This window comes from Acidimicrobiales bacterium (genome assembly GCA_040219085.1).
Classification (GTDB): domain Bacteria; phylum Actinomycetota; class Acidimicrobiia; order Acidimicrobiales; family JAVJTC01; genus JAVJTC01.
Genome location: JAVJTC010000034.1, coordinates 1 through 22380 on the forward strand (window position 1 = coordinate 1; position 22380 = coordinate 22380).

The 22380-nt window shown below is 69.5% G+C and carries 27 protein-coding genes; 15 read left to right on the forward strand and 12 right to left on the reverse strand.

Annotation, left to right across the window (positions count from 1 at the left end; translation table 11 throughout):
- The 3 genes from RIE08_14650 to RIE08_14660 form a co-directional block, all read right to left on the reverse strand.
- Nucleotides 1-313 (reverse strand): hypothetical protein (locus RIE08_14650; protein ID MEQ8718847.1); only part of this gene is annotated, 313 nt, incomplete at its 3' end.
- Nucleotides 306-770 carry a cyclic nucleotide-binding domain-containing protein gene (locus RIE08_14655; GenBank protein MEQ8718848.1) on the reverse strand — a complete coding sequence of 155 codons (465 nt, stop codon included), beginning with the start codon at nt 768-770 and terminating at the stop codon, nt 306-308. The genes RIE08_14655 and RIE08_14650, both read right to left, overlap by 8 nt.
- Nucleotides 771-772: 2 nt before the next feature.
- Nucleotides 773-1912: a 4Fe-4S dicluster domain-containing protein gene (locus RIE08_14660; GenBank protein ID MEQ8718849.1), complete on the reverse strand. Its 1140-nt coding sequence runs from the start codon at nt 1910-1912 to the stop codon at nt 773-775.
- A 138-nt stretch (nt 1913-2050) separates the two neighbouring features.
- Here RIE08_14660 and RIE08_14665 point away from each other — a divergent pair, with 138 nt between their 5' ends.
- The 4 genes from RIE08_14665 to RIE08_14680 all read left to right on the forward strand — a co-directional run bounded on the left by RIE08_14665 (nt 2051) and on the right by RIE08_14680 (nt 5757).
- Entirely contained in the window at nt 2051-2545 is a 495-nt protein-coding gene (locus RIE08_14665; protein MEQ8718850.1) for a general stress protein, read from the forward strand.
- A complete protein-coding gene (locus tag RIE08_14670) occupies nt 2542-3441 on the forward strand; it encodes an alpha/beta hydrolase (GenBank protein MEQ8718851.1) in 900 nt (299 codons plus the stop codon). Before RIE08_14665 ends, RIE08_14670 begins: the two co-directional genes overlap by 4 nt.
- 124 nt (nt 3442-3565) lie before the next feature.
- A complete protein-coding gene (locus RIE08_14675) occupies nt 3566-4702 on the forward strand; it encodes an acyl-CoA dehydrogenase family protein (protein ID MEQ8718852.1) in 1137 nt (378 codons plus the stop codon).
- Nucleotides 4699-5757 (forward strand): acyl-CoA dehydrogenase family protein, encoded by a 1059-nt coding sequence (locus RIE08_14680; GenBank protein ID MEQ8718853.1) that lies wholly within the window; start codon nt 4699-4701, stop codon nt 5755-5757. Before RIE08_14675 ends, RIE08_14680 begins: the two co-directional genes overlap by 4 nt.
- A 14-nt stretch (nt 5758-5771) precedes the next feature.
- Here the strand turns inward: RIE08_14680 and ribA are convergent, their stop codons facing one another.
- The 4 genes from ribA to RIE08_14700 are packed head-to-tail and all read right to left on the reverse strand — an operon-like array spanning nt 5772 to nt 9386.
- A complete protein-coding gene (gene ribA / locus RIE08_14685; GenBank protein ID MEQ8718854.1) occupies nt 5772-6956 on the reverse strand; it encodes a GTP cyclohydrolase II in 1185 nt (394 codons plus the stop codon).
- A gap of 36 nt (nt 6957-6992) precedes the next feature.
- Nucleotides 6993-8225 (reverse strand): NAD(P)/FAD-dependent oxidoreductase, encoded by a 1233-nt coding sequence (locus tag RIE08_14690; protein ID MEQ8718855.1) that lies wholly within the window; start codon nt 8223-8225, stop codon nt 6993-6995.
- On the reverse strand, nt 8222-8845 hold the full coding sequence (locus RIE08_14695; protein ID MEQ8718856.1) for an anti-sigma factor: 624 nt from the start codon (nt 8843-8845) through the stop codon (nt 8222-8224). Before RIE08_14695 ends, RIE08_14690 begins: the two co-directional genes overlap by 4 nt.
- Nucleotides 8832-9386: a sigma-70 family RNA polymerase sigma factor gene (locus RIE08_14700; protein ID MEQ8718857.1), complete on the reverse strand. Its 555-nt coding sequence runs from the start codon at nt 9384-9386 to the stop codon at nt 8832-8834. Before RIE08_14700 ends, RIE08_14695 begins: the two co-directional genes overlap by 14 nt.
- 219 nt (nt 9387-9605) lie before the next feature.
- Between RIE08_14700 and RIE08_14705 the strand changes: the two genes are divergently transcribed.
- Nucleotides 9606-10409, forward strand: coding sequence for a DUF4397 domain-containing protein (locus RIE08_14705; GenBank protein ID MEQ8718858.1), 804 nt, complete (start codon nt 9606-9608; stop codon nt 10407-10409).
- A gap of 211 nt (nt 10410-10620) precedes the next feature.
- The gene (locus RIE08_14710; protein ID MEQ8718859.1) at nt 10621-11232 is read left to right on the forward strand and encodes a class F sortase; all 612 of its coding nucleotides are present in this window, start codon (nt 10621-10623) and stop codon (nt 11230-11232) included.
- Nucleotides 11233-11262: 30 nt separating this feature from the next.
- Here RIE08_14710 and RIE08_14715 read toward each other — a convergent pair whose 3' ends face one another.
- Nucleotides 11263-11589, reverse strand: a complete 327-nt coding sequence (locus tag RIE08_14715) for a WhiB family transcriptional regulator (protein MEQ8718860.1) — start codon at nt 11587-11589, stop codon at nt 11263-11265.
- An 84-nt stretch (nt 11590-11673) separates the two neighbouring features.
- On the opposite strand from RIE08_14715, the gene RIE08_14720 reads away from it, so the two are divergent.
- The 7 genes from RIE08_14720 (at nt 11674) to RIE08_14750 (ending at nt 17344) form a co-directional block, all read left to right on the forward strand.
- Complete coding sequence (locus tag RIE08_14720) at nt 11674-12657, forward strand: NAD(P)H-quinone oxidoreductase (GenBank protein MEQ8718861.1); 984 nt, start codon at nt 11674-11676, stop codon at nt 12655-12657.
- A gap of 54 nt (nt 12658-12711) precedes the next feature.
- On the forward strand, nt 12712-12942 hold the full coding sequence (locus RIE08_14725) for a helix-turn-helix domain-containing protein (GenBank protein ID MEQ8718862.1): 231 nt from the start codon (nt 12712-12714) through the stop codon (nt 12940-12942).
- Between the two features lie 81 nt (nt 12943-13023).
- The gene (locus RIE08_14730) at nt 13024-13986 is read left to right on the forward strand and encodes a PhoH family protein (GenBank protein ID MEQ8718863.1); all 963 of its coding nucleotides are present in this window, start codon (nt 13024-13026) and stop codon (nt 13984-13986) included.
- Nucleotides 13983-14528 carry an rRNA maturation RNase YbeY gene (ybeY, locus tag RIE08_14735; protein MEQ8718864.1) on the forward strand — a complete coding sequence of 182 codons (546 nt, stop codon included), beginning with the start codon at nt 13983-13985 and terminating at the stop codon, nt 14526-14528. Before RIE08_14730 ends, ybeY begins: the two co-directional genes overlap by 4 nt.
- Nucleotides 14525-15817, forward strand: coding sequence for a hemolysin family protein (locus RIE08_14740; GenBank protein ID MEQ8718865.1), 1293 nt, complete (start codon nt 14525-14527; stop codon nt 15815-15817). The genes ybeY and RIE08_14740 overlap by 4 nt, the downstream gene beginning before the upstream one ends.
- Entirely contained in the window at nt 15814-16680 is an 867-nt protein-coding gene (gene era / locus RIE08_14745) for a GTPase Era (GenBank protein MEQ8718866.1), read from the forward strand. Before RIE08_14740 ends, era begins: the two co-directional genes overlap by 4 nt.
- Nucleotides 16681-16780: 100 nt before the next feature.
- Entirely contained in the window at nt 16781-17344 is a 564-nt protein-coding gene (locus RIE08_14750) for a hypothetical protein (GenBank protein MEQ8718867.1), read from the forward strand.
- A 21-nt stretch (nt 17345-17365) separates the two neighbouring features.
- Here RIE08_14750 and RIE08_14755 read toward each other — a convergent pair whose 3' ends face one another.
- The 4 genes from RIE08_14755 to RIE08_14770 all read right to left on the reverse strand — a co-directional run bounded on the left by RIE08_14755 (nt 17366) and on the right by RIE08_14770 (nt 20795).
- Nucleotides 17366-18007: a hypothetical protein gene (locus RIE08_14755; GenBank protein MEQ8718868.1), complete on the reverse strand. Its 642-nt coding sequence runs from the start codon at nt 18005-18007 to the stop codon at nt 17366-17368.
- Nucleotides 18000-18557, reverse strand: coding sequence for a sigma-70 family RNA polymerase sigma factor (locus RIE08_14760; GenBank protein MEQ8718869.1), 558 nt, complete (start codon nt 18555-18557; stop codon nt 18000-18002). The genes RIE08_14755 and RIE08_14760 overlap by 8 nt, the downstream gene beginning before the upstream one ends.
- A gap of 131 nt (nt 18558-18688) precedes the next feature.
- Nucleotides 18689-20593: an ATP-dependent DNA helicase gene (locus RIE08_14765; protein MEQ8718870.1), complete on the reverse strand. Its 1905-nt coding sequence runs from the start codon at nt 20591-20593 to the stop codon at nt 18689-18691.
- Nucleotides 20594-20621: 28 nt separating this feature from the next.
- Complete coding sequence (locus RIE08_14770; GenBank protein MEQ8718871.1) at nt 20622-20795, reverse strand: hypothetical protein; 174 nt, start codon at nt 20793-20795, stop codon at nt 20622-20624.
- 109 nt (nt 20796-20904) lie between these two features.
- Here RIE08_14770 and uppS point away from each other — a divergent pair, with 109 nt between their 5' ends.
- Both uppS and recO read left to right on the forward strand, forming a co-directional pair.
- Complete coding sequence (gene uppS / locus RIE08_14775; protein ID MEQ8718872.1) at nt 20905-21651, forward strand: polyprenyl diphosphate synthase; 747 nt, start codon at nt 20905-20907, stop codon at nt 21649-21651.
- A complete protein-coding gene (gene recO / locus RIE08_14780) occupies nt 21648-22373 on the forward strand; it encodes a DNA repair protein RecO (GenBank protein ID MEQ8718873.1) in 726 nt (241 codons plus the stop codon). Before uppS ends, recO begins: the two co-directional genes overlap by 4 nt.
- The last annotated feature ends 7 nt before the right edge of the window (nt 22374-22380 follow it).

Here is a 22380-nt window from a genome sequence, read left to right on the forward strand (position 1 = left end):
CGCGGGCGACGTCGAGATCCCACGGCCTCCCGAAGGGGCCCCGGGTGCCGATCGCCTCGCCCGGTTCCGCGCCGCACAGCGCCGTGGTGGTGGCGCCGACGGCACGGATGGTGAAGGTGATCCGACCTGCACCGATCCGACTGACCGAGATCGGAACCTCACCGACACCGGGTGACCACAGCATGTGGAACATGCCGGGCCCGCACCGTTCGGCGGTGTCGTCCGCGACGACGAGCGAGACGGTGTCAGGTGACTCGACCGTTCGCTCGACGATGCTGCGCATGACCGGCGTCATGGTCGTCGTGTCACCCATCGCGGGCATCGCAGAGGTCGAGGAGTTGCATGCGTGCCGCGTGGAGTCGGTTGCGCATCACGGCGGCGACGTTGCGGTACAGCACGAACCCCAGCGTGTGGTCCTCTTCGCACCGGGCGCGCAGACAGGAGGCGTCGAATTCGACGGCGTCGGTCGGTTCCACCGCCGACGCATCGAACACCACCCGGTACGGCGCGGCGACCCACGACGCCCCGAGGAGGTCGCCGGGACCGAGGCGGGTGATCGTGGTCGTCTCCGACGGCATCGCGCTGATGGAGATGTCCACTCGACCGCGCCGCAGGATCCAGAAGTGCTCGGCGGGAGCACCCGCCTGGACGATCGTCTCGGAGGCGTCGAAGTGGACGTTGCGCCCACAGCCGGCGACCGCGTCGAGTGTCGCCGCGTCGAGGCCGGCGAAGACGGCCGTCCCGGCCACGAGATCGGCGATCGAGCGCATTTTCACGGTGTCACCTCCGCGAACATCGGGACCTCGACGGTCAGGTCGATCCCGGTCGGGCACCACGTGATGCAACGCCCACACCCGACACAACCCGAACTGTCGAACTGGTCGTGCCAGGTGACGAGCTTGTGGAGCAGCCACTGGCGGTAGCGGGCCGCGGTCGAGGATCGGACCTGGCCGCCGTGGACCTCGGAGAAGTCCAGCGTGAAGCACGAAGCCCACTCCCTGTGCCGTTCGAACGTGGTCCCGGCCAGGTCGCTCGAGTCGTGGACCGACGTGCAGAAACAGGTGGGGCAGACCAGCGTGCAGTTCCCGCACGTGAGGCAACGCGACGCGATGTCGTCCCAACGGGGGTGCTGGTCGGGAAGACGACGGGCGTCGTCTGGGTCCAGGTGTCGGACCTGAGCAGCGGCCGCCCCCAGCACCAGCTCGGACGCGGCTCGGATCGTCGCCCCCGTCGCCCGGTGTCGCCCGGCGACGGAGTCGAGGAGTCGCTCGCCGGTCTCCGTTAGTGCCTCCGCCAGGAATCCGGCGTCGTCGGAGCCGAGGGGGGTGAGGACCACGTCGGCGCCGGGGCCCGGACGCGGACCCGTGCGGGTGGATGCACAGAAACACGTCGCCGCGGCCGATGTGCACGCCGCTGCGACGACGATCGTGTCGGCACGGGCGGTGGCGTAGCTCCCGTCGGGGTACCGGCCCCCGGCCAGGACCCCGTCGAGTATCGCCAGCCCGGCGAGGTCGCAGGCGCGGATCCCGAACAGTGCGAGCGGTTCCGGCTCCGGGTCGACCGACTCGATCCGCATGCCGTCGTCGTCACGGTGACCGCGGATGAGAACCGTGGACTCGCGATGGAACCAGCGCTTCCACCCCCGGGCCGGGACCGTTGGGCCGAAGACCTCGGCGTCGCCGTCGGCGGTGAACCGGTAACGGCCCGGCGTCTGTTCGTCGTGTCCCCGGGCGACCTCCGCCAGCGACGTGACCACGTCGGTCGTCACGACCGCGCCCGACGCGACCGGGGCGACGACGGTCCGCCCGTCCCTCTCCAGGACGTCGAGAAGGTCGCCGAGGGCGGTGATGTCCAGAACCGCCACCGCGCGGGGTTCGAAGGACGCGTCACGCAGCTCGGAACTCGGGTCCATCTCGGTCACGGAGCACACTCCTCGTATCGATGGTCTTTCGTTTCGCAGTTCTGGTACAGGGGAGAAGGTCACGGCTCCCGATGCCGTCCCCGGCGCCGGCCGCGGGTAGTGTCGGTGGCCCCCGCCGAGGATGAGCAGATGAGTGAGATCCGCCAACCCGACGAGATACCGCCGAGGCTGATCGCCACGTTCCCCCGTTACACGGAGGTCCAGGAGGCGGTCGACCACCTCTCCGACGAGGGGTTCGCGGTGTCGACCGTGTCGATCATCTGGGCCGGGCTGCGCAAGGTCGAGTACGTGACGGGACGCCGCACAGCGCTCACCGCCGCCCGCCAGGGTGGTCTCAGTGGCGCCTACTTCGGACTGTTCGCCGGCTTCTTGTTGAGTCTGTTCGTGGAACTGGACGAGGACGTGTCGGTCTGGTCGGTGGTGATCACGTGGGTCCTGGTGGCCGCCGCAGTCGGTGCCGCATGGTCCGCGTTCGGGCACTTCATGCAGCGGGGCCGGCGGGACTTCTCCGCCGTGGACCGCCTGGAGGCGGAACGCTACGAGTTGTGGATCGACGAGGCCCAGGCAGACCGCGCTGTCTCGATCCTGACCGCAGGTGGTCTCATGCCGCCGTCAGCTGCGTGAACGTCCCTCACGACGAGGGGGCCGACCCCGACGAGTTCGGATTCCTCGCTGACAACGCCCGGGAGGTGGGCGTCGCCCCGGGTGCGGTGGCCCCGGTGCGCAGGGTGGCCGTCGACAGCGAAGCGGGCGCTGTCAGTGCGCTCGTGTGGGGCTTCGGTCCTCCGGAGGTGGTGTTCCTCCACGGCGGCGCGCAGAACGCACACACCTGGGACTCGACCATCATCTCGCTGGGCCACGACGCGGTGGCGTTCGATCTCCCCGGCCACGGCCACTCGCACTGGAGGGCCGACCACGACTACCTCCCCGACGCCAACGCCCGCTCGCTGCTGGGGCCGCTCCGGGCGCTCGCCCCGACGGCCGGCACCCTCGTCGGGATGTCACTCGGCGGGCTCACCGCCCTCAGAATGGTCGCCTCGACGCCGGGCCTGGTCGAGCGACTCGTCCTCGTCGACATCACGCCGGGAGTGACCAGGGAGAAGGCGAAGGCGATCACGGACTTCACCTCCGGCCCCGAATCGTTCGCATCGGTGGACGAGGTCCTCGAGCGTACGATCGCCTTCCACCCCGGGCGATCCGTCGCATCGTTGACCCGCGGTGTCGTCCACAACACCCGCACCCGGCCCGACGGGCGCGTGGTGTGGAGATGGGACTCCATCCGCTCCCACGACGCGGGCCACGACTTCTCGCCCCTCTGGGCCGACGTCGCAGCCCTCACCGTGCCGACACTGCTGGTGCGGGGCCTCGCATCGGCGGTGGTCGATGACGACGACGTCGCCCGGATGCGCGCCAGCTGCGCGGATCTCACCGTCGTGGACGTCCCTGACGCGGGTCACTCCGTGCAGGGCGACGACCCGGTCGCGCTCGCAGGGGCGATCAGCGACTTCGCACGCCTCTGATGCCGGCCGGCTGCGCCGGTGTGTGTCGATCCGTCGATAGGCGCCCGCTGGAATCGCACGATCGGCGTTCAGCTGGAATCATCACGTCACCGCGATCCGACGACCACCGGAGGTCGAGATCACCATGAGGTTCGAAGCGACCGAGCTCACCGATGCCGAGCTCGCGCTCCAAGCCGAGGTTCGGGCGTTCTGCGACGTGGAACTCGTGCCCGGCACCTACGAGCCGGGCCTCGGAATGGCCGGCTCCGTAGACCCGGGATTCTCCAGGAAGCTCGCCGAGCGGGGCTGGCTCGGAATGGCGCTGCCCACCGAATACGGCGGAGGTGACCGCACTGCGGTCGACCGGTTCGTCGTCGTGGAGGAGCTGCTGCGCCGCGGCGCCCCGGTCGGCTACCACTGGATAGCGGACCGCCAGACGGGCCCCGTGATCAGCCGGTTCGGCACCGATGAGCAGAAGGAGCGTTTCCTTCCGGCGATCTGTCGTGGCGAGGTCGGCTTCTCGATCGGGATGAGCGAGCCCGACGCGGGCAGTGACCTTGCGGCGGTCTCGGCCCGGGCGGTACGTGCCGACGGCGGCTGGGTGCTCAACGGCACGAAGATCTGGACCACCAACGCCCACCACAACGACTGGATGGTCACGCTGTGTCGCACGAGCGACACCGACGACCGTCACGGCGGGCTCAGCCAGCTGCTCGTGGACCTGCGGGCCGAGGGCGTCGAGGTCAACCCGATCCCGTTCCTCGACGGCTCCAGCGAGTTCAACGAGGTGGTGCTGAGCGACGTGTTCGTCCCCGACGAGCTGCTACTCGGAGCCGAGGGGGAGGGGTGGGCGCAGAACACGTCCGAGCTCGCCTTTGAACGCGGCGGCCCCGACCGCTGGCTGTCCACCTACATCGTGGTCGAACAGTTCCTGCGGGAGTGCGAGGAGGAGGACCTCGACGGCTCGGTCGTCGAGTTGCTCGGATCCGCGACGGCCCGGTGGTTCGGTCTGCGCAACATGTCACTGGCTGTCGCGCGGATGATCGACGCAGGGGACGCCCCCGCCGTCGAGTCGGCGCTCGTCAAGGAGATGGGCACCCGGTTCGAACAGGACGTGCTGGCCGCACTGGAGCGCCTCGTCGGGCTCGAGGTGGCGCCGGGCTCGGAGTCACTGTTCGAGCGTCTGCTCGCAGCTGCCGTCCTGACCGGGCCGGCGTTCACCATCCGCGGCGGAACCATCGAGATCCTCCGATCCGTGGCGGCGAAGGGACTACGCCCGTGACCGATCAACTACTCATCGACACCGCCGAGCGTCTCTTCGGCGACGTGTGTGACTTCGCGGCGGTCGAGGCAGCCGAAGCCGAAGGATTCGCCACCGATGCATGGAGCGCGGTGGCCGAGATGGGCCTGCCGTGGATCGGTGTGGACGAGGCCGCCGGTGGCGCCGGTGGCGACCTGGTCGACGCCCTGGCGGTCCTGCGGGTGGCCGGCGCGCACGCCGTGCCTCTTCCGTTGGCCGAGACGGGCGTGCTGGCCGGGTGGCTGCTCGCCTCGGCGGAGCTCACCGTCCCCGACGGGGCCGTGACGGTCGCTCCGGGCGATCCCGCCGACGACCTGACGTTGACCGACGGGCTCGTGTCGGGAACCGTGAACCGTGTTCCGTGGGGAAGCGCGGTCAACGATCTCGTCATCCTCGTTGACGACGGGGACTCGGCGACTGTCGTGCTGGTCGACACCGCGTCGGCGACTCTCGAGCCGTATGTGAACCTGGCCGGCGAATCCCGCGACACCCTTGTCTTCGACCGGGTCGAGCCTCTGGCATCGGGACCCGCCGGCGATGGCGTCGACGCGGACGCGCTGCTCTACCGCGGCGCTCTCACCCGGGTCATGTTGATGGCCGGCGCGCTCGATGCGATGAGTCGACTCACGGTCTCCTACACCCACGAGCGTGAGCAGTTCGGGCGGCCGGTCGCCCGGTTCCAGGCCGTTCAGAGTCACCTCGTCACGTGCGCGCAGGAGGCTGCCATCGCCGGTGTCACCGCGGATGCCGTGATGCGTCGCCTTGCGCACGACGAGGCCCGCTTCGAGATCGCCGCCGCCAAGGTCGTGGTGTCCGAGGCCGCGACGAAGGCCACCGCGGCGGCCCACCAGGCCCACGGCGCGATGGGACTGACGAAGGAATACGAGCTGCACCATCTCAGCCGTCGCCTGTGGGCGTGGCGCAACGAGTACGGCGGCGCCCGCTACTGGTCACAGGTCCTCGGCGAGGCCGTCGTGGACGTCGGGGGAGACGGTCTCTACCCGTTGATCACCGGCGGATCCGCAGCTCTCGGCTAGCGCGGCCGGGTTCGTCAGCCGGGCGGGAGGAGGTGGCCCATGCGGGCGCGTGTGGTTTCCAGGTACCGCACGTTCTCGGGGTTGGGGGCGATCGGCAACGGCACCCGTTCGACCTCGGTCAGGCCGTAGCCGGCGAGGCCGGCGAGTTTCTCGGGGTTGTTCGTGAGGAGTCGGATCCTGCGCACGCCGAGGTCTACGAGGATCTGAGCGGCCACGCCGTAGGTGCGTGAGTCCACGGGCAGCCCGAGAGCGAGGTTGGCCTCCACGGTGTCATGGCCGCGGTCCTGGAGGGCGTAGGCCCTGATCTTGTGGACGAGGCCGATACCGCGGCCCTCGTGGCCGCGCAGGTAGACGACGACGCCGGCGCCTTCCTCGGCGACCCGGGCCATCGCCGCGTCGAGTTGGTCGCCGCAGTCACAGCGCAGCGAACCGAACACGTCGCCGGTGAGGCATTCGGAGTGGACGCGCACCAGTGCGGCGTCGGCCGCCGCCGGGTCGCCGAGAACGAACGCGACGTGTTCGCTCTCGTCGAGAAGGCCCCTGTAGGCGTGCGCGACGAAGTCACCGTGGACGGTCGGCACCCGCGCCCGGGCGATGGCGTCGACGGTGCGCTCGCCGCGTCGGCGGAACGCGATCACCGAAGCGAGCGAGACCATCGGGATCTCGTGGTCGTGAGCGAACTGACGCAATTCGGGAAGCCGGGCCGGGCCGCCGTCGGCGCCGGTGACCGTGGTCACCGCAGCGGCCGGTTCGTGACCTGCGAGGACCACCAGGTCCACCGCTGCCTCGGCATGGCCGGAACGGTTGAGAACGCCACCGCGTCGGGCGCGCAGGACCTCGACGTGTCCGGGGCGCGAGAAGTCAGTCGCGGAGGTGTCGGGATCGGCGAGCGAGCGCAGCGTGACCGAGCGATCCGTCGGGGACAGGCCGGACGTCACGCCGTGCCGGGCATCGAGTCCGCCGGCCGGGTTCTCCTGGTCGACGATGCCGAGGTCCTCGAATCGTCGTTCGGTGAGGGCCGCCCGCAGGCGTCCGGATCCGTGGCGGACGAGGAATGCGACGGTGTCGGGGCGGGCTCGCGCCGCCGCGACGACGAGACTGCCGTAGCCGTCGCGGTCGTCGTCGACGACCAGGACGACCTCGCCGCGGACCAGCGCGTCGATGCTCTCGGCGACCGCTGCGATCTCCAGTGTGCTCACCTCCGCCCACCTCGCCGTGGGGGCGAAGCGTAGCGCTCACGCCGGATCGCGCAGGCAGGCCTCGGCGACGCGTCGGCCCGAGAACATGGCGCCCTGGATCGATGCCGTGTCCCGATGATCGCCGCAGACCCACAGGCCGTCGGCGACCCTCACGGTACGGCGTGGCCGGAACGGCGGACTCTGGTCCGGCTGACCGTGGGCGATCCGGTGGGTGACGAGGTGGTCCCAGGTGTCCACGACGGGGCCGAACCAGCCCCTCAGCTGATCACGGACCCGGTCGGCGAGGTCCTCGCCGGTCTCACCCGGACACGCCGCGACGATGGTCGCCCTCTTCGGCGGGGCGTAGTCCGGCGCGACGTCGCTGGGCACGGCGACGTTGAGAGCCGGACCCTGTCCTGTGCCGTCGAGGGCGATCACCGGTCTGTCGAGAGGCGACGCATCGGCTGAGAACCACACCGCACCGACGGACTTCGACCGGACCGGACCCAGCCCGAGGAGATCGGCGGCCACGGGTCCCTCGGTGGCGACGATGACGTGGCGGGCGGTGAACTCCGCTCCTGCCGTGCGGACCATTCCGGGAGAGACCTCGAGGACCGGTGTGGCGAGTCTGATGGCGCCCGCCGGCAGCCGGGCGGCGAGCTGGTCGGGGATCCGCTGCATGCCCCTCGCCGGGACGCCGGCCCCGCCTTCGCCGAGGCATTTGAAGATGGTGTCGAACATGCGGCTCGATGTGGCGAGGCCCGGGTCCAACTGGATCCCGCCGAACAACGGCCGGAAGAAGGAGCGGATCATCCGATCCGAGAAGCCGAGAGCTTCGAGGTGCGACAGCGTGGTCTCGTCGCGACCTCGCAGCAGGTCCGGGGTCGAGGTCCGTGCGAGGCGGAGGCGGAGTCGGAGGATGCGCGCCTTGTCGGCCGGCGTCCCTACCCGGCTACGGACCGTCGCGGGAAGCGACGAGGGTCGCCGGAGGGGGTCGCCGAGGTCGTCGAAGCGGTCGCCGAGCCACACACGCGCTCCCGGGGCGAAGGTCCGGATGTCGAGGGCCCGCATGTCGAGGCGGCTGCGGAGCTCGGGGTAGGCCTCGAGAGCGACCTGGAAGCCGCGGTCGACCAGGTGACCGGCGACGTTGTCGGTGCGCACTCGTCCCCCCACGCCGTCACCGGCTTCCAGGACCGTGACGCTACGGCCGGCCTCGTGCAGGAGGGTCGCAGCCGACAAGCCGGCGAGTCCGGCGCCGACGACGAGGACGTCGGGGTCGGACCCGTTCACACGTCGAGGACTCCGCGCAGGACGCTCGCGCCCGAGTGTGTCGGGTCACCGTCGGCGGGCTCGACGGAGATGTCGACGACGGGGAAGTCGGCCGGGTCGAGGCCGTTGGGCAGGGGGAAGGTGCCGCTGCCGTTGACGATCCCCAGTGACTGCATCCCGGCGACATCGGTGTCGATCAGCCACAGCTCGTAGAAACCGTCGGATTCGGGAAGGTCGGGAACATCGATTTCGAGTGCCAGTCGGCCATCCTCGGAGATGAGTTCGACTCCGCCGGAGCCGGCGAACGAAACCGGGAGGCCGTCGTTGGTGATGGATCCGGCGGCGATGACCTCGGTGTCGTCGCCACCCCCGCCGAGACTGACGGCGATGCCGGCGACCAGCGCGATCGCGACCGCCACGGCGGCGGCAGCTCCGAGGACCCAGCGCGCCGGACGGGAGCGCAGCGCGCGCCGCTCGGCGATGTCGGCAACCGGAGCGCGGGTGGTGTCGGCTGTCTCGACCTGCGCGGCGATACCCGCCCAGACCTCGGGCGGCGGTGCGGTCTTGTGCACATCGGCGATCGTCACGGACCGGGCGATATCCCGGAGCCGCTCGAAGTCGCCTCGCTCATGAGTTGTCATCGTCATACTCCATATGACGCCGGAGTCTCGCCAGGCTGCGACGGATGTCGCTCTTGACGGTTCCGAGTGGGATTTCGGTTCGTTCGGCTATCTGCTGGTTGGTGAGGTCCTCGAAGAAGGCGAGTTCCATCACGTGGCGGGCTCGATCCGAGAGTGTCTCCATGGCCTCTGCGAGCAACATGGCGTCGGCGAGGCGGTCGACGGGTGTGCGCCCGCTGACGTCCGGGGAGTCCATGACCGACGGGTCCTCCATCGGGACGGCGTCGGGTCGGCGGCCCTTCTTGCGCAGGTCGTCGATGATCTTGTTCTTCGTGATCGCGACCAGCCACGCGATGAGGCTTCCCTTGTCCGGATCGAAGCGTTCATGAGAGCGCCACGCGGAGAGGAAGACCTCCTGGGACACCTCGATGGCGGTCTCGCGATCGAGCTTGCGCAGGCAGAGGTTGTAGACCGTGGAACCGTGCTCGTCATAGGCGCGACGAAGTGCGTTCTCGTCGCCGCGTCGGAATGCGGACTCGAGGTCGTCGACCACCGTCAGCATCGGAGCATCGCCACGACGATATCGGCCGACGGGGTCGTCGGCCGTCTCGTGCAGTCGTGGTGCGAGAGATAGAGCCACGTGAATGTCTTCGCCCGGTGGCAGGATGTGGATGCACCTGTGGCAGATTCTTACGACGCGGAAGTTTTCGGTTCGTGGCGCATCCGGGCGCGGCACCCTGTGCGAAGAGGGACCCAAATCCCACGAACAAGGAGCACACATATGAAGCGGTTGATGATCCTGGCCGTAGCGGCCCTGCTGGCGATGATGTTCGCCGTGGCGCCCGCGTCCGCCCAGTCCGATGCCGAGATCACCCTGATCCACGGAATCCCTGACACCGACGTCGACGTCGTCGTCGACGGTGCCCCCGTGATCGAGGCCTTCGCATTCGGTGACACCGCCGACCTCACCCCCTTCGCCGGCGCCACGCTGGCAGGTCTGACCGTCAACCTCGCCGGCACCGACACGGTGGCCATCGACATCGGCGACTTCGACGTGCCCGCGACCGGTAACTACACCGTCATCGCGCACCTCAGCGCCGACGGCACCCCGACCGTCGCCGTGTTCGAGAACGACACCTCGACCATCGCCGCAGGCGAGGGTCGTCTCGTCGTTCGTCACACCGCTGCCGCACCCGCGGTCGACGTTCTCGCCAACGGCGACGTCGCCTTCTCGAACCTCGAGAACCCCAACGAGGTCATGGCGGACCTTCCCGCCGGCACGATCTCCGCTGAGGTCGTCCCGACCGGTGCCACCGAACCCGTCGTCATCGGCCCGGCCGACCTGCCGATCGGCGAGGGCGCCTCGCTCATCGTCTACGCAGTCGGCTCGCTCGATGCCGGCAACCTCTCGGTCCTCACGCAGTCCATCGAGGGCCTCGGCTCGGCTCCCAGCGCCGTCAACACCGGTAACAGCCCGGTTTCCGACGGTGCCTCGAGCACCGGCCTGATCCTCGCGATCGTCGCCGGCGCCGCTGCGCTGGTCATCGCCGCTCCCGTCGCCCGTCGTCTTGTCACGACCCGCTGACGAACTCTCCTTCCGTCTGAACGGGCCGGCGCACACGCGCCGGCCCGTTCGGCGCGTTCTGGCGGCGATCGTGGCGTGTCTCACGCTCGTGGCCGTCGCCTGCGGTGGCGGGTCGTCGGCCACGGGAGATCCGGTTGACGATGGCGGAGCATCAGCTGACGGAAGTGGTGCAGACGGGACCGCGGGGACCGACCCGGAAGGATCGGACTCATTGCCGCGTGCCGAAGGTGGTGACGACACCACCGGCACCGAAACCGCCACAGGCGGCGCTGAGCTCGGAGACGGCGACGGAGAAGGTGCCGACGACGCGGCCACCGCCGTCCCGGTCGACCGTGGCCGGGCGCTACCCGCGTCACCCGGTGAAACGGGTCCTGTCCCCGTCTCGATCTCGATCGGGTCGATCGACGTGTCCGGCGCGCCGGTCCGTGACGTCGGGGTCGAGGCCGACGGTCAGATGGAGATCCCCGGGGCACGTGAGGTGGGCTGGTACCGCTTCGGTGCGAAGCCGGGGGAGCAGGGCTCGTCGGTGCTCGCCGCACACATCGCCTTCAACGGCGTAGACGGGATCTTCCGTCATCTCGACCGGGCCGAGGAGGGTGACCTCGTCACCGTGGGATTCGACGACGGGTCCGAAGAAGTCTTCGTCGTCAGAGCGATCGAGGAGTACTTCAAGGAGGAACTACCCGGCGACATCTGGGATCGCGACGGCGATTCGCGCCTGGTGTTGATCACCTGCGGTGGGGACTTCAACGAGCAACTGCGCAGCTACGACTCCAACGTGGTGCTCTACGCGGAACCGCTCAGTGAAGTTTCCGCCGGCTGATCGCAACCCGCTCGGGGCGGGCAGGCGGCCTCAGCCCGCAGCGCGCTCGGCTTCGCCTTCCCGGGCCGCAGCAGCCACCGAGCGTCGTTCGATGGAGCGGGGTGGGTACCCGGCGCGGGCGCGTTCCTCTTCGGACTCGCCGCCCCAGAATCCGCACTCGTTGTTGAGACGGGCTTCCACGCGGCACTCGTCGACCACGGGACATACGGCGCAGTAGGACGCAGCCATCTGTTCGCGGCGTCGTCGCCGTGAGGGGCGTTCGCCCGGCGGGCCGAAGAAGAGGTGCGTCTTGCCCTGACAGAGGGCGTTGTCCCTCCAGTCTTCGGCAGGAACGGTCAGCAGCGGTGTGTCGGACATCTGGTGGCCTCCACTGATGTCTTTCGCCCCGCTTGGTCCGATCGGATGCAGCGGCCGCGGGAATCGATCTGCGATGATCGCCGGATGCGAGCAGTGGTCATTTCGACGCCCGGCGGCCCTGAGGTCCTGACCGTCGTCGAGGTCCCCGATCCGGTCCCGGGACCCGATGAGATCCTCGTCGAGGTCGTCGCGACGGCGGTCAACCGTGCCGACATTCTTCAGCGACTCGGCCGCTACCCCGCGCCTGCCGGCGCTGCGGCCGACGTTCCCGGTCTCGAGTTCTCGGGCCGGGTTCGAGCTGTCGGGGGCCGGGTCACCCGCTGGTCGCCCGGTGACGCGGTGATGGGCCTGGTGGGCGGCGGCGCCTACGCGGAGCTCCTCACGCTGCACGAACGGGAGGCCATCGCCGTGCCGGAGGGAATGGCTGTCGCCGACGCGGGCGCCGTGCCGGAGGTCTTCACCACCGCCTACGACGCCCTGTTCCTCCAGGGCGGTCTGCGCGGGGGCGGTCGCGCCCTCGTGCACGCCGGCGCCTCCGGCGTCGGCACCGCTGCCATCCAGATCGTCAAGGCTCTCGGGGCGCGGGTGGCGGTGACCTGCTCTGCCGGGAAGGTCGCGGCCTGTGAGGCCCTCGGCGCAGACCTCGTCGTCGACTACACGTCCGCTGACTTCGGCGTCGAGGTCGCTGCCTGGACTGGTCCTGACGGGGTGGATGTGGTCCTCGACGTTGTCGGGGGCGAGTATCTCGACCGGAATCTCGACGTGTTGACGACGGGCGGAACGATCGTGCAGGTCGGGATCCTGGGTTCGCCCGACGCGATGCTCCCGCTGCCGAAGCTGTTGGCCCGGCGAGCGCGCCTGATCGGCACCGTCCTCCGTTCCCGGCCGTTGGAGGAGAAGATCGCCGTCGCCCGTCGCGTGGAGGCGGACCTGCTTCCGCTCTTCGACGCAGGATTGCTGCACCCGGTGATCGACCGGCGGGTGCCGTTCGCCGAGGTGGCCGACGCGCACCGTGCCGTGGAGTCCAACGAGGTCATAGGCAAAGTCGCGATCGACGTCGCGTCGTGAAACGTCGCGGTGGTGCCGGGTCGCAGACGGGCCTGACCCTCTAAGCTCTGCGTCGTGGCCGACGACCAGATCGAGTGGCTGAACACCGACGATGCCGCGCATCGCCTCGGGATCACCACACGGACTCTCTACAGGTTCATCGACCAGGGCAAGTTGCCCGCGTACCGGTTCGGTCGGGTCTTCCGTCTGAAACTCGTCGATGTCGACGAGTTCATCGAGTCCTGCCGGGTCGAACCCGGGACCCTTCGTCACCTCTATCCCGACTCCGGCGGCGGCGAAGACTGAGTGCCGCCGACGTGAGGTCCGCGGTCCGGCGCGATACGCCTCGTCGCCACGGGCGCCGGGTGCAATAACCTGGCCTCACCGATGCAGACCACGCCCATTCAGATCACCGTTCCCGGCAACCATCTCCTTCCCGCACTCATGGGTGCCGCGGACGAGAACCTCCGCCTCGTCGAAGAGGCTTTTCCCGATACCGGCGTGCACGTACGCGGCGACCGGATCTCCATCGACGGGCCGGCCGCGGCCACCGTCGCCACGCTCTTCTCGGAGATGATCGTGCTCCTCGAGAACGGCGAGGGCCTCACCCGGCGCGACGTCGCGCGTGCCATCGACATGGTCGCCGCCGACGAGCGTCCGAGCGAAGTGCTGACCGACGAGATCCTCGTCGCCGGTCACGGCCGCACGATCCGGCCCCGGTCGGCGGGCCAGAAGCGCTACGTCGATGCCATGCGCACGAACGTCATCACGTTCGGTCTCGGCCCGGCCGGCACCGGGAAGAGTTGGCTGGCGGTCGCCATGGCGGTCCACGCCCTGCGCGCCGGCAAGGTGGAGCGGATCATCCTGACCCGGCCCGCCGTCGAGGCGGGCGAACGACTCGGTTTCCTCCCCGGAGACCTCATGGCGAAGGTGGACCCCTATCTGCGGCCGTTGTACGACGCCCTCTATGACATGACCGATGCCGACGCCACGCAGCGCCTCCTCGAACGGGGCGAGGTGGAGGTCGCCCCTCTCGCGTTCATGCGTGGGCGGACACTCAACAACTCGTTCATCATCCTCGACGAGGCGCAGAACACGACCCCCGAACAGATGAAGATGTTCCTCACCCGCATCGGTTTCGGATCCCGCGTCGTGGTGACCGGCGACACGACGCAGATCGACGTTCCGGGTGGTCGGTCCGGCCTCGAAGGGCTCGAGCCGATCCTCTCGGGTATCGACGGACTCGGCTTCGTGCACCTGTCGAGCCGCGACGTGGTCCGCCACAAGATCGTCCAGGACATCGTCGACGCCTACGGTCGCATCGGCGCCGCCGGGGAGGCGGCGCTGTGACCGGAGAACCTCCCAGTACCACCGCAGCGGCGCGGTCGTGCCCGGTCGTCGACGCTGCGGACACACAGAACGAGGTCGCCGTCGACCCTTCACGGTGGGGTTCCCTCCTGGCGGAGGTCCTCGGCGCCGAAGGCGTCGGAGTTCGTGCGTCGGCCTCGCTGACCTTCGTCTCCGAGGCCGAGATGGCGGCTCTCAACGCCGAACATCTGGGCGGGGACGGTCCGACCGACGTGCTCTCGTTCCCGATCGACGGCCTCGAGGCGCGCGCAGCGGGTTCCGGGTCTGCAGACACCCCGCCGGCAATCGTCGGCGACGTTGTCGTGTGTCCGAAGGTCGCTGAACGCAACGCGGCTGCGCGCGGTCGTGAACTCGACGACGAGATCGCCCTTCTCGTCGTCCACGGCGGTCTGCACCTGGTCGGTTGGGACCATGGCGACGACGCCGCACGGTCGGCGATGTGGGAGCGTCAACGTGAGTTGCTCCTCGCATTCCACGGCGTCGCGGCCGACCCCGACGACGTACGCCCGGGGGAGTGCCGGTGAGCGGCCTCGAGGTCCTGGCCATCCTGGGTCTCGTCATGCTCACGTTCGCAGCGGCGGTCTTCGCCGCCGCCGAGACGAGCCTGACACGCGTGTCGCTCGCCAGGGCCGAGGCGCTGGCCGAGGACGGCCGCCGGGGCGCGGGCGTCCTGTTGCGACTCGTGCGGGATCGCGAGCGGGCGCTGAGTCCCATCCTGTTCGTCGTGCTCGCATGTCACCTGGGCGCCGCGTCCATCGTGGCGGCGCTCGTCCTGGATCGCTGGGGCGCCGGGGCGCTCGCCATCGCCTTCGCGGTGGAACTCGCCGTCGTGTACGTCGTGGCCGAGGCGATCCCGAAGACCCTCGCCCTGAAGTCCCCTGATCGCACGGCCCTGTTGGTGTCGCCGTTCGTGAGGCTGTTGACACTCGCGGCGCCGTTGCGGTGGATCGCGGACAGTCTCGCCAAGCTGGGCGGGGGGATGGAGGGCGCGGCGACTCACGAGGGCGCTGTCACCGAGGAGGAGTTGCTCGCCCTCGCCGGACACGCCGAGGCGAGCGCCGCCATCGACCCGGCCGAGCGCGAGCTGATCGCGTCGATCCTCACGTTCGGCGACACGATCGCCGAGGACGTCATGGTGCCCCGTCCGGACATGGTGACGGTCGACTCGACGTTCCGGATCGTCGACGTCCTGGAGGTCTTCTCGATGAACGGTCTCAGCCGGATGCCGGTGACGGGCGACGGGATCGACGACGTCGTCGGGGTCGTCCACGCCAAGGACTGCATGCGTGCGAATCTCTCCGGGGCCGGCGCCGAGGCCGTCTCCACGATCCAGCGGCCGCCCCGGTTCGTACCCGACTCGAAGAAGGTCGCAGAGCTGATGCGCGAGATGCAGGCCGAGTCGTTCCACCTCGCGGTGGTCGTCGACGAGCACGGCGGTGTCGCCGGGCTCGTGACCCTGGAGGACCTCATCGAGGAGCTCGTCGGCGAGATCGTCGACGAGTTCGACGTCGAGGAGCCGGCGCTCAGCGTGGTGGAGGGCGACGACCACGAGTTCGTCGTCAGCGGCCGGTTGACCCTCGCGGAGCTCGAGTCTGTGACGGGGATCTCCCTGCCGGAGGGGGAGTGGCACACCGTCGGCGGTCTGGTGTTCACCTTCTTCGGGCACGTACCCGAGGTCGGTGCGGCGATCGAGGCCGAGGGGCACCGTCTGGTCGTCGAGCGAGTCGTCGGACGGCGGATATCGCGTGTGCGTGTGACGGCGGCGGAACCGGTGCTCGATGCCGACGTCGACGAGGAGGTCAGCGCCCCGTGAGCATCGGAGCGGACGTACCCGAGGGTTTCCGGTCCGGCTTCGTCGCGCTGCTGGGCCGACCCAACGCCGGGAAGTCCACCCTCGTCAACCAGATCTGCGGCGAGAAGGTCGCGATCGTCTCGGACAAGCCCCAGACCACGCGCACCCAGATCCGCGGGGTACTCAACCGCCCCGACGCCCAGGTCGTGTTCGTGGACACTCCCGGCATCCACAAGCCCGTCACCGCCCTCGGTGAGCGGTTGAACTCGACGGCGTCCGCCACGATCGGTGACGTCGACGTCGTGTGCCTGCTGGTCGACGCGACTGCGCCGTTCGGACGTGGGGACCAGTTCGTGGCCGACAAGTTGCCACCGGGTGCGATCGGCATCGTGACGAAGATCGACATCGCCAAGCCGGAGAAGGTGCTGGCCCAGCTGGCGGCGCTCGGCGAGCTCGATCTCGAGGCGTATTTCCCGGTGTCGGGGCGCACGGGTGACGGCGTCGACGCCCTCCTCGAGCACCTCATCGCGCGGCTGCCCGAGGGGCCCCGTTACTACCCCGATGACGCAGTGAGCGACGTCGAGGACGCCGTCTGGGTGGCCGAGTTGGTGCGCGAGCAGCTTCTCGCCGTGACCCGCCAGGAGTTGCCGTACTCGATCGCCACCCGGGTGACCGAGATGGAATGGCCCCGGATCCGCGTAGAGATCGTCGTCGAGCGTGACTCCCAGAAGGGGATGGTCATCGGAAAGGGCGGCGAAGTCCTCAAGAAGGTCGGCATCGCCGCCCGGGCACAGATGCGCGAGGGCACGCACCTCGAACTGCACGTGGTGGTGGACCCCGACTGGCAGCGCAAGCCGCCCTCCATCGAGCGTCTCGGCTACTGAGCCGGCCCGGCGAGAACTTCGTCGTCATGGTGACCCGGCAATCCCTCACGGCTTCGGCTCCGTACTACAGGTCACACAGCCGATCCGAAGGAGACCTCGAATGTCCCGACGCACGCCCCGACGCCGAATCCCCGTCGCTCTGTCCCTCCTCGTCGTTCTGGCCTTGATCGTGGCGTCGTGCGGTGACGACTCCACGACGGAAACCGAGGCTCAGGGTGATGCCGACGAGACGGCGCTCGACGACGGCGGCGCGGCTTCCGAGGGAGCGGCTTCCGACGACACGACCGGTGAGCCACTGGTCGAGGTCACGCGGTCATCGCTCGGGGACATCCTCTCCAGCGGCGGTTTCGCGCTGTACCTGTTCACCCCGGACCCCCCAGGTGAGACGACGTGCTTCGACTCGTGTGCCGGTCTCTGGCCGCCGCTCGAAGGCGATGGCACGGTGGAAGTCGGCGCCGGCCTCGACGCGGAGCGGTTCGGGCTGATCGACCGGGGTGACGGGACGATGCAGGTCACCTACGACGGCACTCCCCTCTACTTCTACGCGCCGGACTCGCCGGGGACGACCGACGGGCAGGGCCTCAACGAGGTCTGGTTCGTCGTCGACGCGGACGGAGCAGCGGTCACCAGCACAGCTGGTGGTGGCAGCGGACCGGGCTACTAGATCCTGCACCGTTCCAGCGTTTCAGAACTGACCGCGACACCATTCGCGGCCTGATTCGTCGATGACCGCGAGGGAGCGGATCCGGCCGAGGTCGGCGCCGACCGTCATGGCGAACGTGCCGTCGTCGGCCGCGAACTCGACCGGTCCCAGGTCAACGGTCGCATCGTCGGCGAGAACTGCCTCCAGTCGGTACCGGTGCGGGCCGGATTCCTCCCACAGCGTCCACCGTGGGATGGAGAGGAGTATCCACGGTTGATCCTCTTCGAGGTTGTGCCAGACGGATCCGACGTCGTGGCCGGACGGCGTGACCATGGTCGCTTCGGCGATGGTGTCGTCGCCCGAGTCGAGCAGGGCGAGAAGGGCGAACGCTCCGAGCAGCGCGACGACGGCCGCGGCCGCGGCGACCAGCGCACGGCGTCGGTGTGGCTTCGAAGGAGCCGTGTGCGCCAGGACCGACGTCTCGAAGCCGGGCGGCGGATCGACGGGGGGTCCCGCCTGTAGAAGGGTCTCCGTCACCTCGACGAGTGCGTGGAGTTCGTGGCGACAGTTCGCGCAGTCCGCGGCGTGAGCCAGGGAGTCGGCGCGCTCGCGGCCGTTGAGGTTCCCGAGCGCGAGGTCGACGAGCGTGTCGTCACCGAGGCATGTGTCGCGCGGCTCAGTCACGGCGGGCCTCCTCTGTTGCGCTCAGGTTCTGCCGGACTTTTCTCAGACCGTCGCGGATGCGCGTTTTCGCTGTGCCGAGCGGGATCCCCTCGATCTCGGAGATCTCCCGGGCGGTGCGGCCGCCGATCGTCGCGAGGACGACGCAGCGCCTCTGGGGTTCCGGAAGAGCGCCCAGGGCGTCGACCACATGGCTCGTCTCGCCGGCCGCCATGGCTGCGTCCTCGGGTCCGCGATGCAGCACGGGGTGGGCCAGCAGTAGCGGGTCGACCGGATCCGCCGGCCGGACGTCCTCCATTCGGCGGCGGTCGATGGCGAGGTTGCGTGTGATGGTCAACAACCACGTGATCACCGAACCGCGCCGTGGATCGAACGACGCAGCGTGACGCCACGCACGAACGAACGCGTCCTGGGCGACCTCGGCGGCGCGCCCCTCATCGCCGACGACGGCGAGCGCGAGCCCGAAGACCCGCCGCTGGAAACGGCGGACGAACACGGCGGCTGCTCGGCGGTCTTCGCGACCGAACGCAGCGAGGAGCGCTTCATCGGACACGTCCCGCATACCTCACCTTACGCACGGGAGCTCGGAAGGGATTGGCCCCGTCGGGGCCACCGCGAGGATCGCCCGCCAGGGTCCCGCCGAGCACCGAGAGAACGACAGTGAAGAGGCCGACGGCGCCGCCGTCAGCCGTCACGAAGGAGGCGCAGGAACGCGAGGACCTCGTCACGCTCGGCCGTGCGCCGGAACGGCGGGAGTGCCTCGATGAGGGTCCACCGGTAGGACTTCGCCGTCGCGAGACGCTTGTCGAGGACGGCGACCACGCCCCTGTCGTCGCGTCGGCGGATGAGGCGTCCCGCGGCCTGAGCCAGCAGGATCGACGCGCGCTGCAGGTCGATCGTGGCGAAGGCGGCCGATCCTGCGGCCTCGCGCCGCGCTGAGAGGAGGGGGTCGTCGGGGCGGGGGAAGGGGATCCGGTCGATCGTGACGAGGGTGAGCGTGTCGCCGGGCACGTCGATGCCCTGCCAGAAACCCATCGTCGCCAGCAGACTCGTGTGCGGGTCGGACCGGAACGCCTCCACCAGCGCCATCTTCGGTAGGTCCCGCTGGGTGAGGACCGGCCACGGCAGGCGACCGTCGAGATGCTCGGCCGCCTCGTCCATCCGGCGCCAGCTCGTGAACAGGGCGAGGGTGCGCCCACCGGCGGCGAGGATCAACTCCTCCAACTCGGCGTTCAGCGCCTCGGAGTGGTCGGGGGAGCGGGGATCGGGTAGGTGCGCCGCGCAGTACAACATGCCCTGCTCGGCGTAGTCGAAGGGGCTGGTCACCCGGAGGTGGTCGTGGTCGTCGGGTCCCAGGCCGAGAGTGGCCGGGAGGCTCGCCGGAAGGGTCGCCGAGGTGAGGATCGTGGTCGCCGTCGAGAACAACATGTCGCCGAGAAGGTCGCCGACGTCGAGGGGGGCGAGGCGCAGCCGTGGTGAACGTCCGGGACCCGATTCGACGAAGCTCACGTGGTCGTCGGGACGGGCCAATGCGAGGGCGAGCTCTGTGGCGAGTGCGGTGGCGGCCGACATCGCCCGTCGCTTCTTCGCCTCCACGTCGGCGGACACGCCGTCGGGGACCCTGCGCAGGGCCTCGATGGCACCCTCCACGCGGGTGCGGGCGACGCCCAGCGCCTCGAGCAGGTCACGCGGACCGTCGCCCGGGGTGCGCTTCCCGACGAGAGGCTCGAGCTCGTCGCGCAGACGCCCTCCGGCCGCATTGAGGTCCTCGATGCGACCGGGGTCGTCGATGACCGAGGAGACGAGTCGGCCCAGACCCGCCAGTCGGCCCGCGGAGAGGTCGACACCCGTCGTCGCGGACACGATGTCGGCGAGCTGGTGGGCCTCGTCCACGATCACCACGTCGGCCTCGGGCAGGACGACGCCGCCCGAGGCGATGTGGACACCGAGGAGATGGGTGTTGACCACCACGATGTCGGCGGCGTCGGCCGCGTCGCGTGCCTTCTCGGCGAAACACACGCCTCCTGACGGGCACCGGTGGCGCCCCGGGCACTCCTGGGCCGACACGCTGAGCGCGCTCCATGCACCCGGGTCGGGCTCGACGTCGAGGGTCGCCCGGTCGCCGCTCTCGGACGTGTCGCCCCAGGCGATGAGGCGGGCGATCTCGTCGCCGTCGGCGTCGCCGGCCAGATCGTCGAGGACGAGCTGGGTCCCGTCTCCCGCGATCTCGCTGACGCGTTGGCGGCACAGGTAGTTCGAGCGACCCTTCAGCACCGCGAACCGCAGGGGATCCTCTCGGATTTCGGCGAGTTGCGTCGCGAGGAACGGGAGGTCCTTGCCGGCGAGTTGGTCCTGGAGGGCCTTCGTGGCGGTCGCGACGAGCACTCTCTGCCCGCTGAGGATGGCGGGGACGAGATAGGCGAGCGACTTGCCCGTGCCGGTACCCGCCTCGACGGCGAGGTGTCGGCCGGTGCGGATAGCGGAGTGCACGGCCTCGGCCATCTCGCGCTGGCCGGGGCGTGTCTCGCCACCTGTCGCCAGGGCGTCGACGACGACGTCGAGGGTGGCGAGGACGTCAGGTGGGTTCACCGCGCCGGAGGCTATCCGGCCGCGGCGATCAGCCGATGACGCCTGCGATGGCCAGGAGCGTGACGAGGGCGATGACGGTGATCGTCAGGCCGTACAGGACGACCGTCGGTCGCACCACCGACCGCGGCTGGTGACCGTGGTAGTAGCGCAGCGCCGTCACCCAGTCCGCCTGGCGGGAACCGGTGTGACCCTGAACACCCATGTGGTGAATCTATGACGAAACTCGCGCGTGGTGGTGGATGGTGGCCCTGTAGCTCATGTTGTTCATGTGGCGGAGCGCAGGGAGTTCATGTCCCATCGGGACGACGTCCGTGTGGGACACTCCGGTCATCACGACGACGCTCGATCAACTCGACCGGGAGGCACTCCCGGCCCATGTCGCAATCGTCATGGACGGGAACGGACGCTGGGCCAACCAGCGGGATCTGCCGCGCACGGCCGGCCACGAGGCGGGGGAGGAGGCACTCTTCGACGTGGTCGACGGTGCCATCGACCTGGGACTGCGGTGGTTGACCATCTACGCCTTCTCGACCGAGAACTGGCGGCGACCCGCCGGCGAGGTCAGGTTCCTGCTCAACTTCAACCGCAAGATCCTGCGCGGTCGCGTCGACGAACTCCATGAACGGGGTGTCCGGGTGCGCTTCGTCGGTCGCCGCGACCGCAAGCTCCCACCCGGCGTCCTCAAGGACATGGTCGCGGCGGAGAAGAAGACGGCTTCCAACGCCGGTCTCACGATCAACGTCGCGTTCAACTACGGGGGACGCGCCGAGATCGTCGACGCGGTGCGGGCCATCGTCGCGTCGGGCGTCGCGCCCGATGACGTCGACGAGTCGCTGGTCGCCGCCCATCTGTATGCGCCCGACGTGCCCGATCCCGACCTGGTGATCCGTACTTCGGGGGAGTACCGCCTGTCGAACTTCCTCATCTGGGAGGTGGCGTACTCCGAGATGGTGTTCTCCGACGTGTTGTGGCCCGACTTCCGTCGGGAGCACCTGTTCGGCGCCATCGCGGACTTCCAACGCCGTTCACGACGTTTCGGCGGCGTCGCCGCATCGTGAACGATCGCAGCCGCGTCGTCCGCGACAACGCAGTCGTCATCCGTACGTACAAGCTCGGCGAAGCGGACCGCATCGTGGTGGTGCTCACCCGCCAGAGGGGAAAGATCCGCGCCGTGGCGAAGGGCGTTCGTCGTACCCGCTCCAAGTTCGGTGCGCGCCTCGAACCGGGCTCACACGTCGACGCGCAGTTCTACGTCGGACGCGGGCAACTCGAGACCGTCACCCAGGTCGAGGCTGTCGAGCATCACGACGCCCTGCGTACCGATCTCGATCGTCTCCATGCGGCCACGACCGTTCTCGAGGTCGCGGACCTGCTCTCACTCGAGCACCATCGAGACACCGAGTTGTTCGAGATGGTGACCGGTGCACTGCGCACGTTGGCGAGACACGACTCACCGCTCGTGCTGGCGGGATTCCTGTGGAAGGCGCTCGCCCACGCGGGCTTCGCCCCGATCGTGGACGCCTGCGTCGCGTGCGGGTCGTCCGGCCCACTCGTGTCCTTCGACGTCGAGGGAGGCGGGACCCGTTGCGAGGCGCACCGGGTCGGCGTCGCGATCGACGCGCAGACCCTCGATGTCCTGGCTGCGATCCTCTCCGGACGTCTCGCGACGGTCATGGACACGACGCCGGCGGCTGTGAGCTCGACGGTGGAGCGACTCGGCGTCACCGCGGTGGAGCACCACGTCGAGCGGCGGCTTCGCTCGGTGGCACCGTCGGGTTGAGCCTCGG

What these genes read in the sequence shown, in the direction of transcription:
- RIE08_14655 (MEQ8718848.1), bottom strand. Translation starts at nt 770, where the DNA reads ATGCGCTCGATCGCCGATCTCGTGGCCGGGACGGCCGTCTTCGCCGGC.
- RIE08_14720 (MEQ8718861.1), top strand. Translation starts at nt 11,674, where the DNA reads ATGCGAGCAGTGGTCATTTCGACGCCCGGCGGCCCTGAGGTCCTGACC.
- RIE08_14715 (MEQ8718860.1), bottom strand. Translation starts at nt 11,589, where the DNA reads ATGTCCGACACACCGCTGCTGACCGTTCCTGCCGAAGACTGGAGGGAC.
- RIE08_14770 (MEQ8718871.1), bottom strand. Translation starts at nt 20,795, where the DNA reads ATGGGTGTTCAGGGTCACACCGGTTCCCGCCAGGCGGACTGGGTGACG.
- RIE08_14750 (MEQ8718867.1), top strand. Translation starts at nt 16,781, where the DNA reads ATGTCCCGACGCACGCCCCGACGCCGAATCCCCGTCGCTCTGTCCCTC.
- RIE08_14705 (MEQ8718858.1), top strand. Translation starts at nt 9,606, where the DNA reads ATGAAGCGGTTGATGATCCTGGCCGTAGCGGCCCTGCTGGCGATGATG.
- RIE08_14700 (MEQ8718857.1), bottom strand. Translation starts at nt 9,386, where the DNA reads ATGCTGACGGTGGTCGACGACCTCGAGTCCGCATTCCGACGCGGCGAC.
- RIE08_14695 (MEQ8718856.1), bottom strand. Translation starts at nt 8,845, where the DNA reads ATGACAACTCATGAGCGAGGCGACTTCGAGCGGCTCCGGGATATCGCC.
- RIE08_14730 (MEQ8718863.1), top strand. Translation starts at nt 13,024, where the DNA reads ATGCAGACCACGCCCATTCAGATCACCGTTCCCGGCAACCATCTCCTT.
- RIE08_14665 (MEQ8718850.1), top strand. Translation starts at nt 2,051, where the DNA reads ATGAGTGAGATCCGCCAACCCGACGAGATACCGCCGAGGCTGATCGCC.
- RIE08_14675 (MEQ8718852.1), top strand. Translation starts at nt 3,566, where the DNA reads ATGAGGTTCGAAGCGACCGAGCTCACCGATGCCGAGCTCGCGCTCCAA.
- RIE08_14660 (MEQ8718849.1), bottom strand. Translation starts at nt 1,912, where the DNA reads ATGGACCCGAGTTCCGAGCTGCGTGACGCGTCCTTCGAACCCCGCGCG.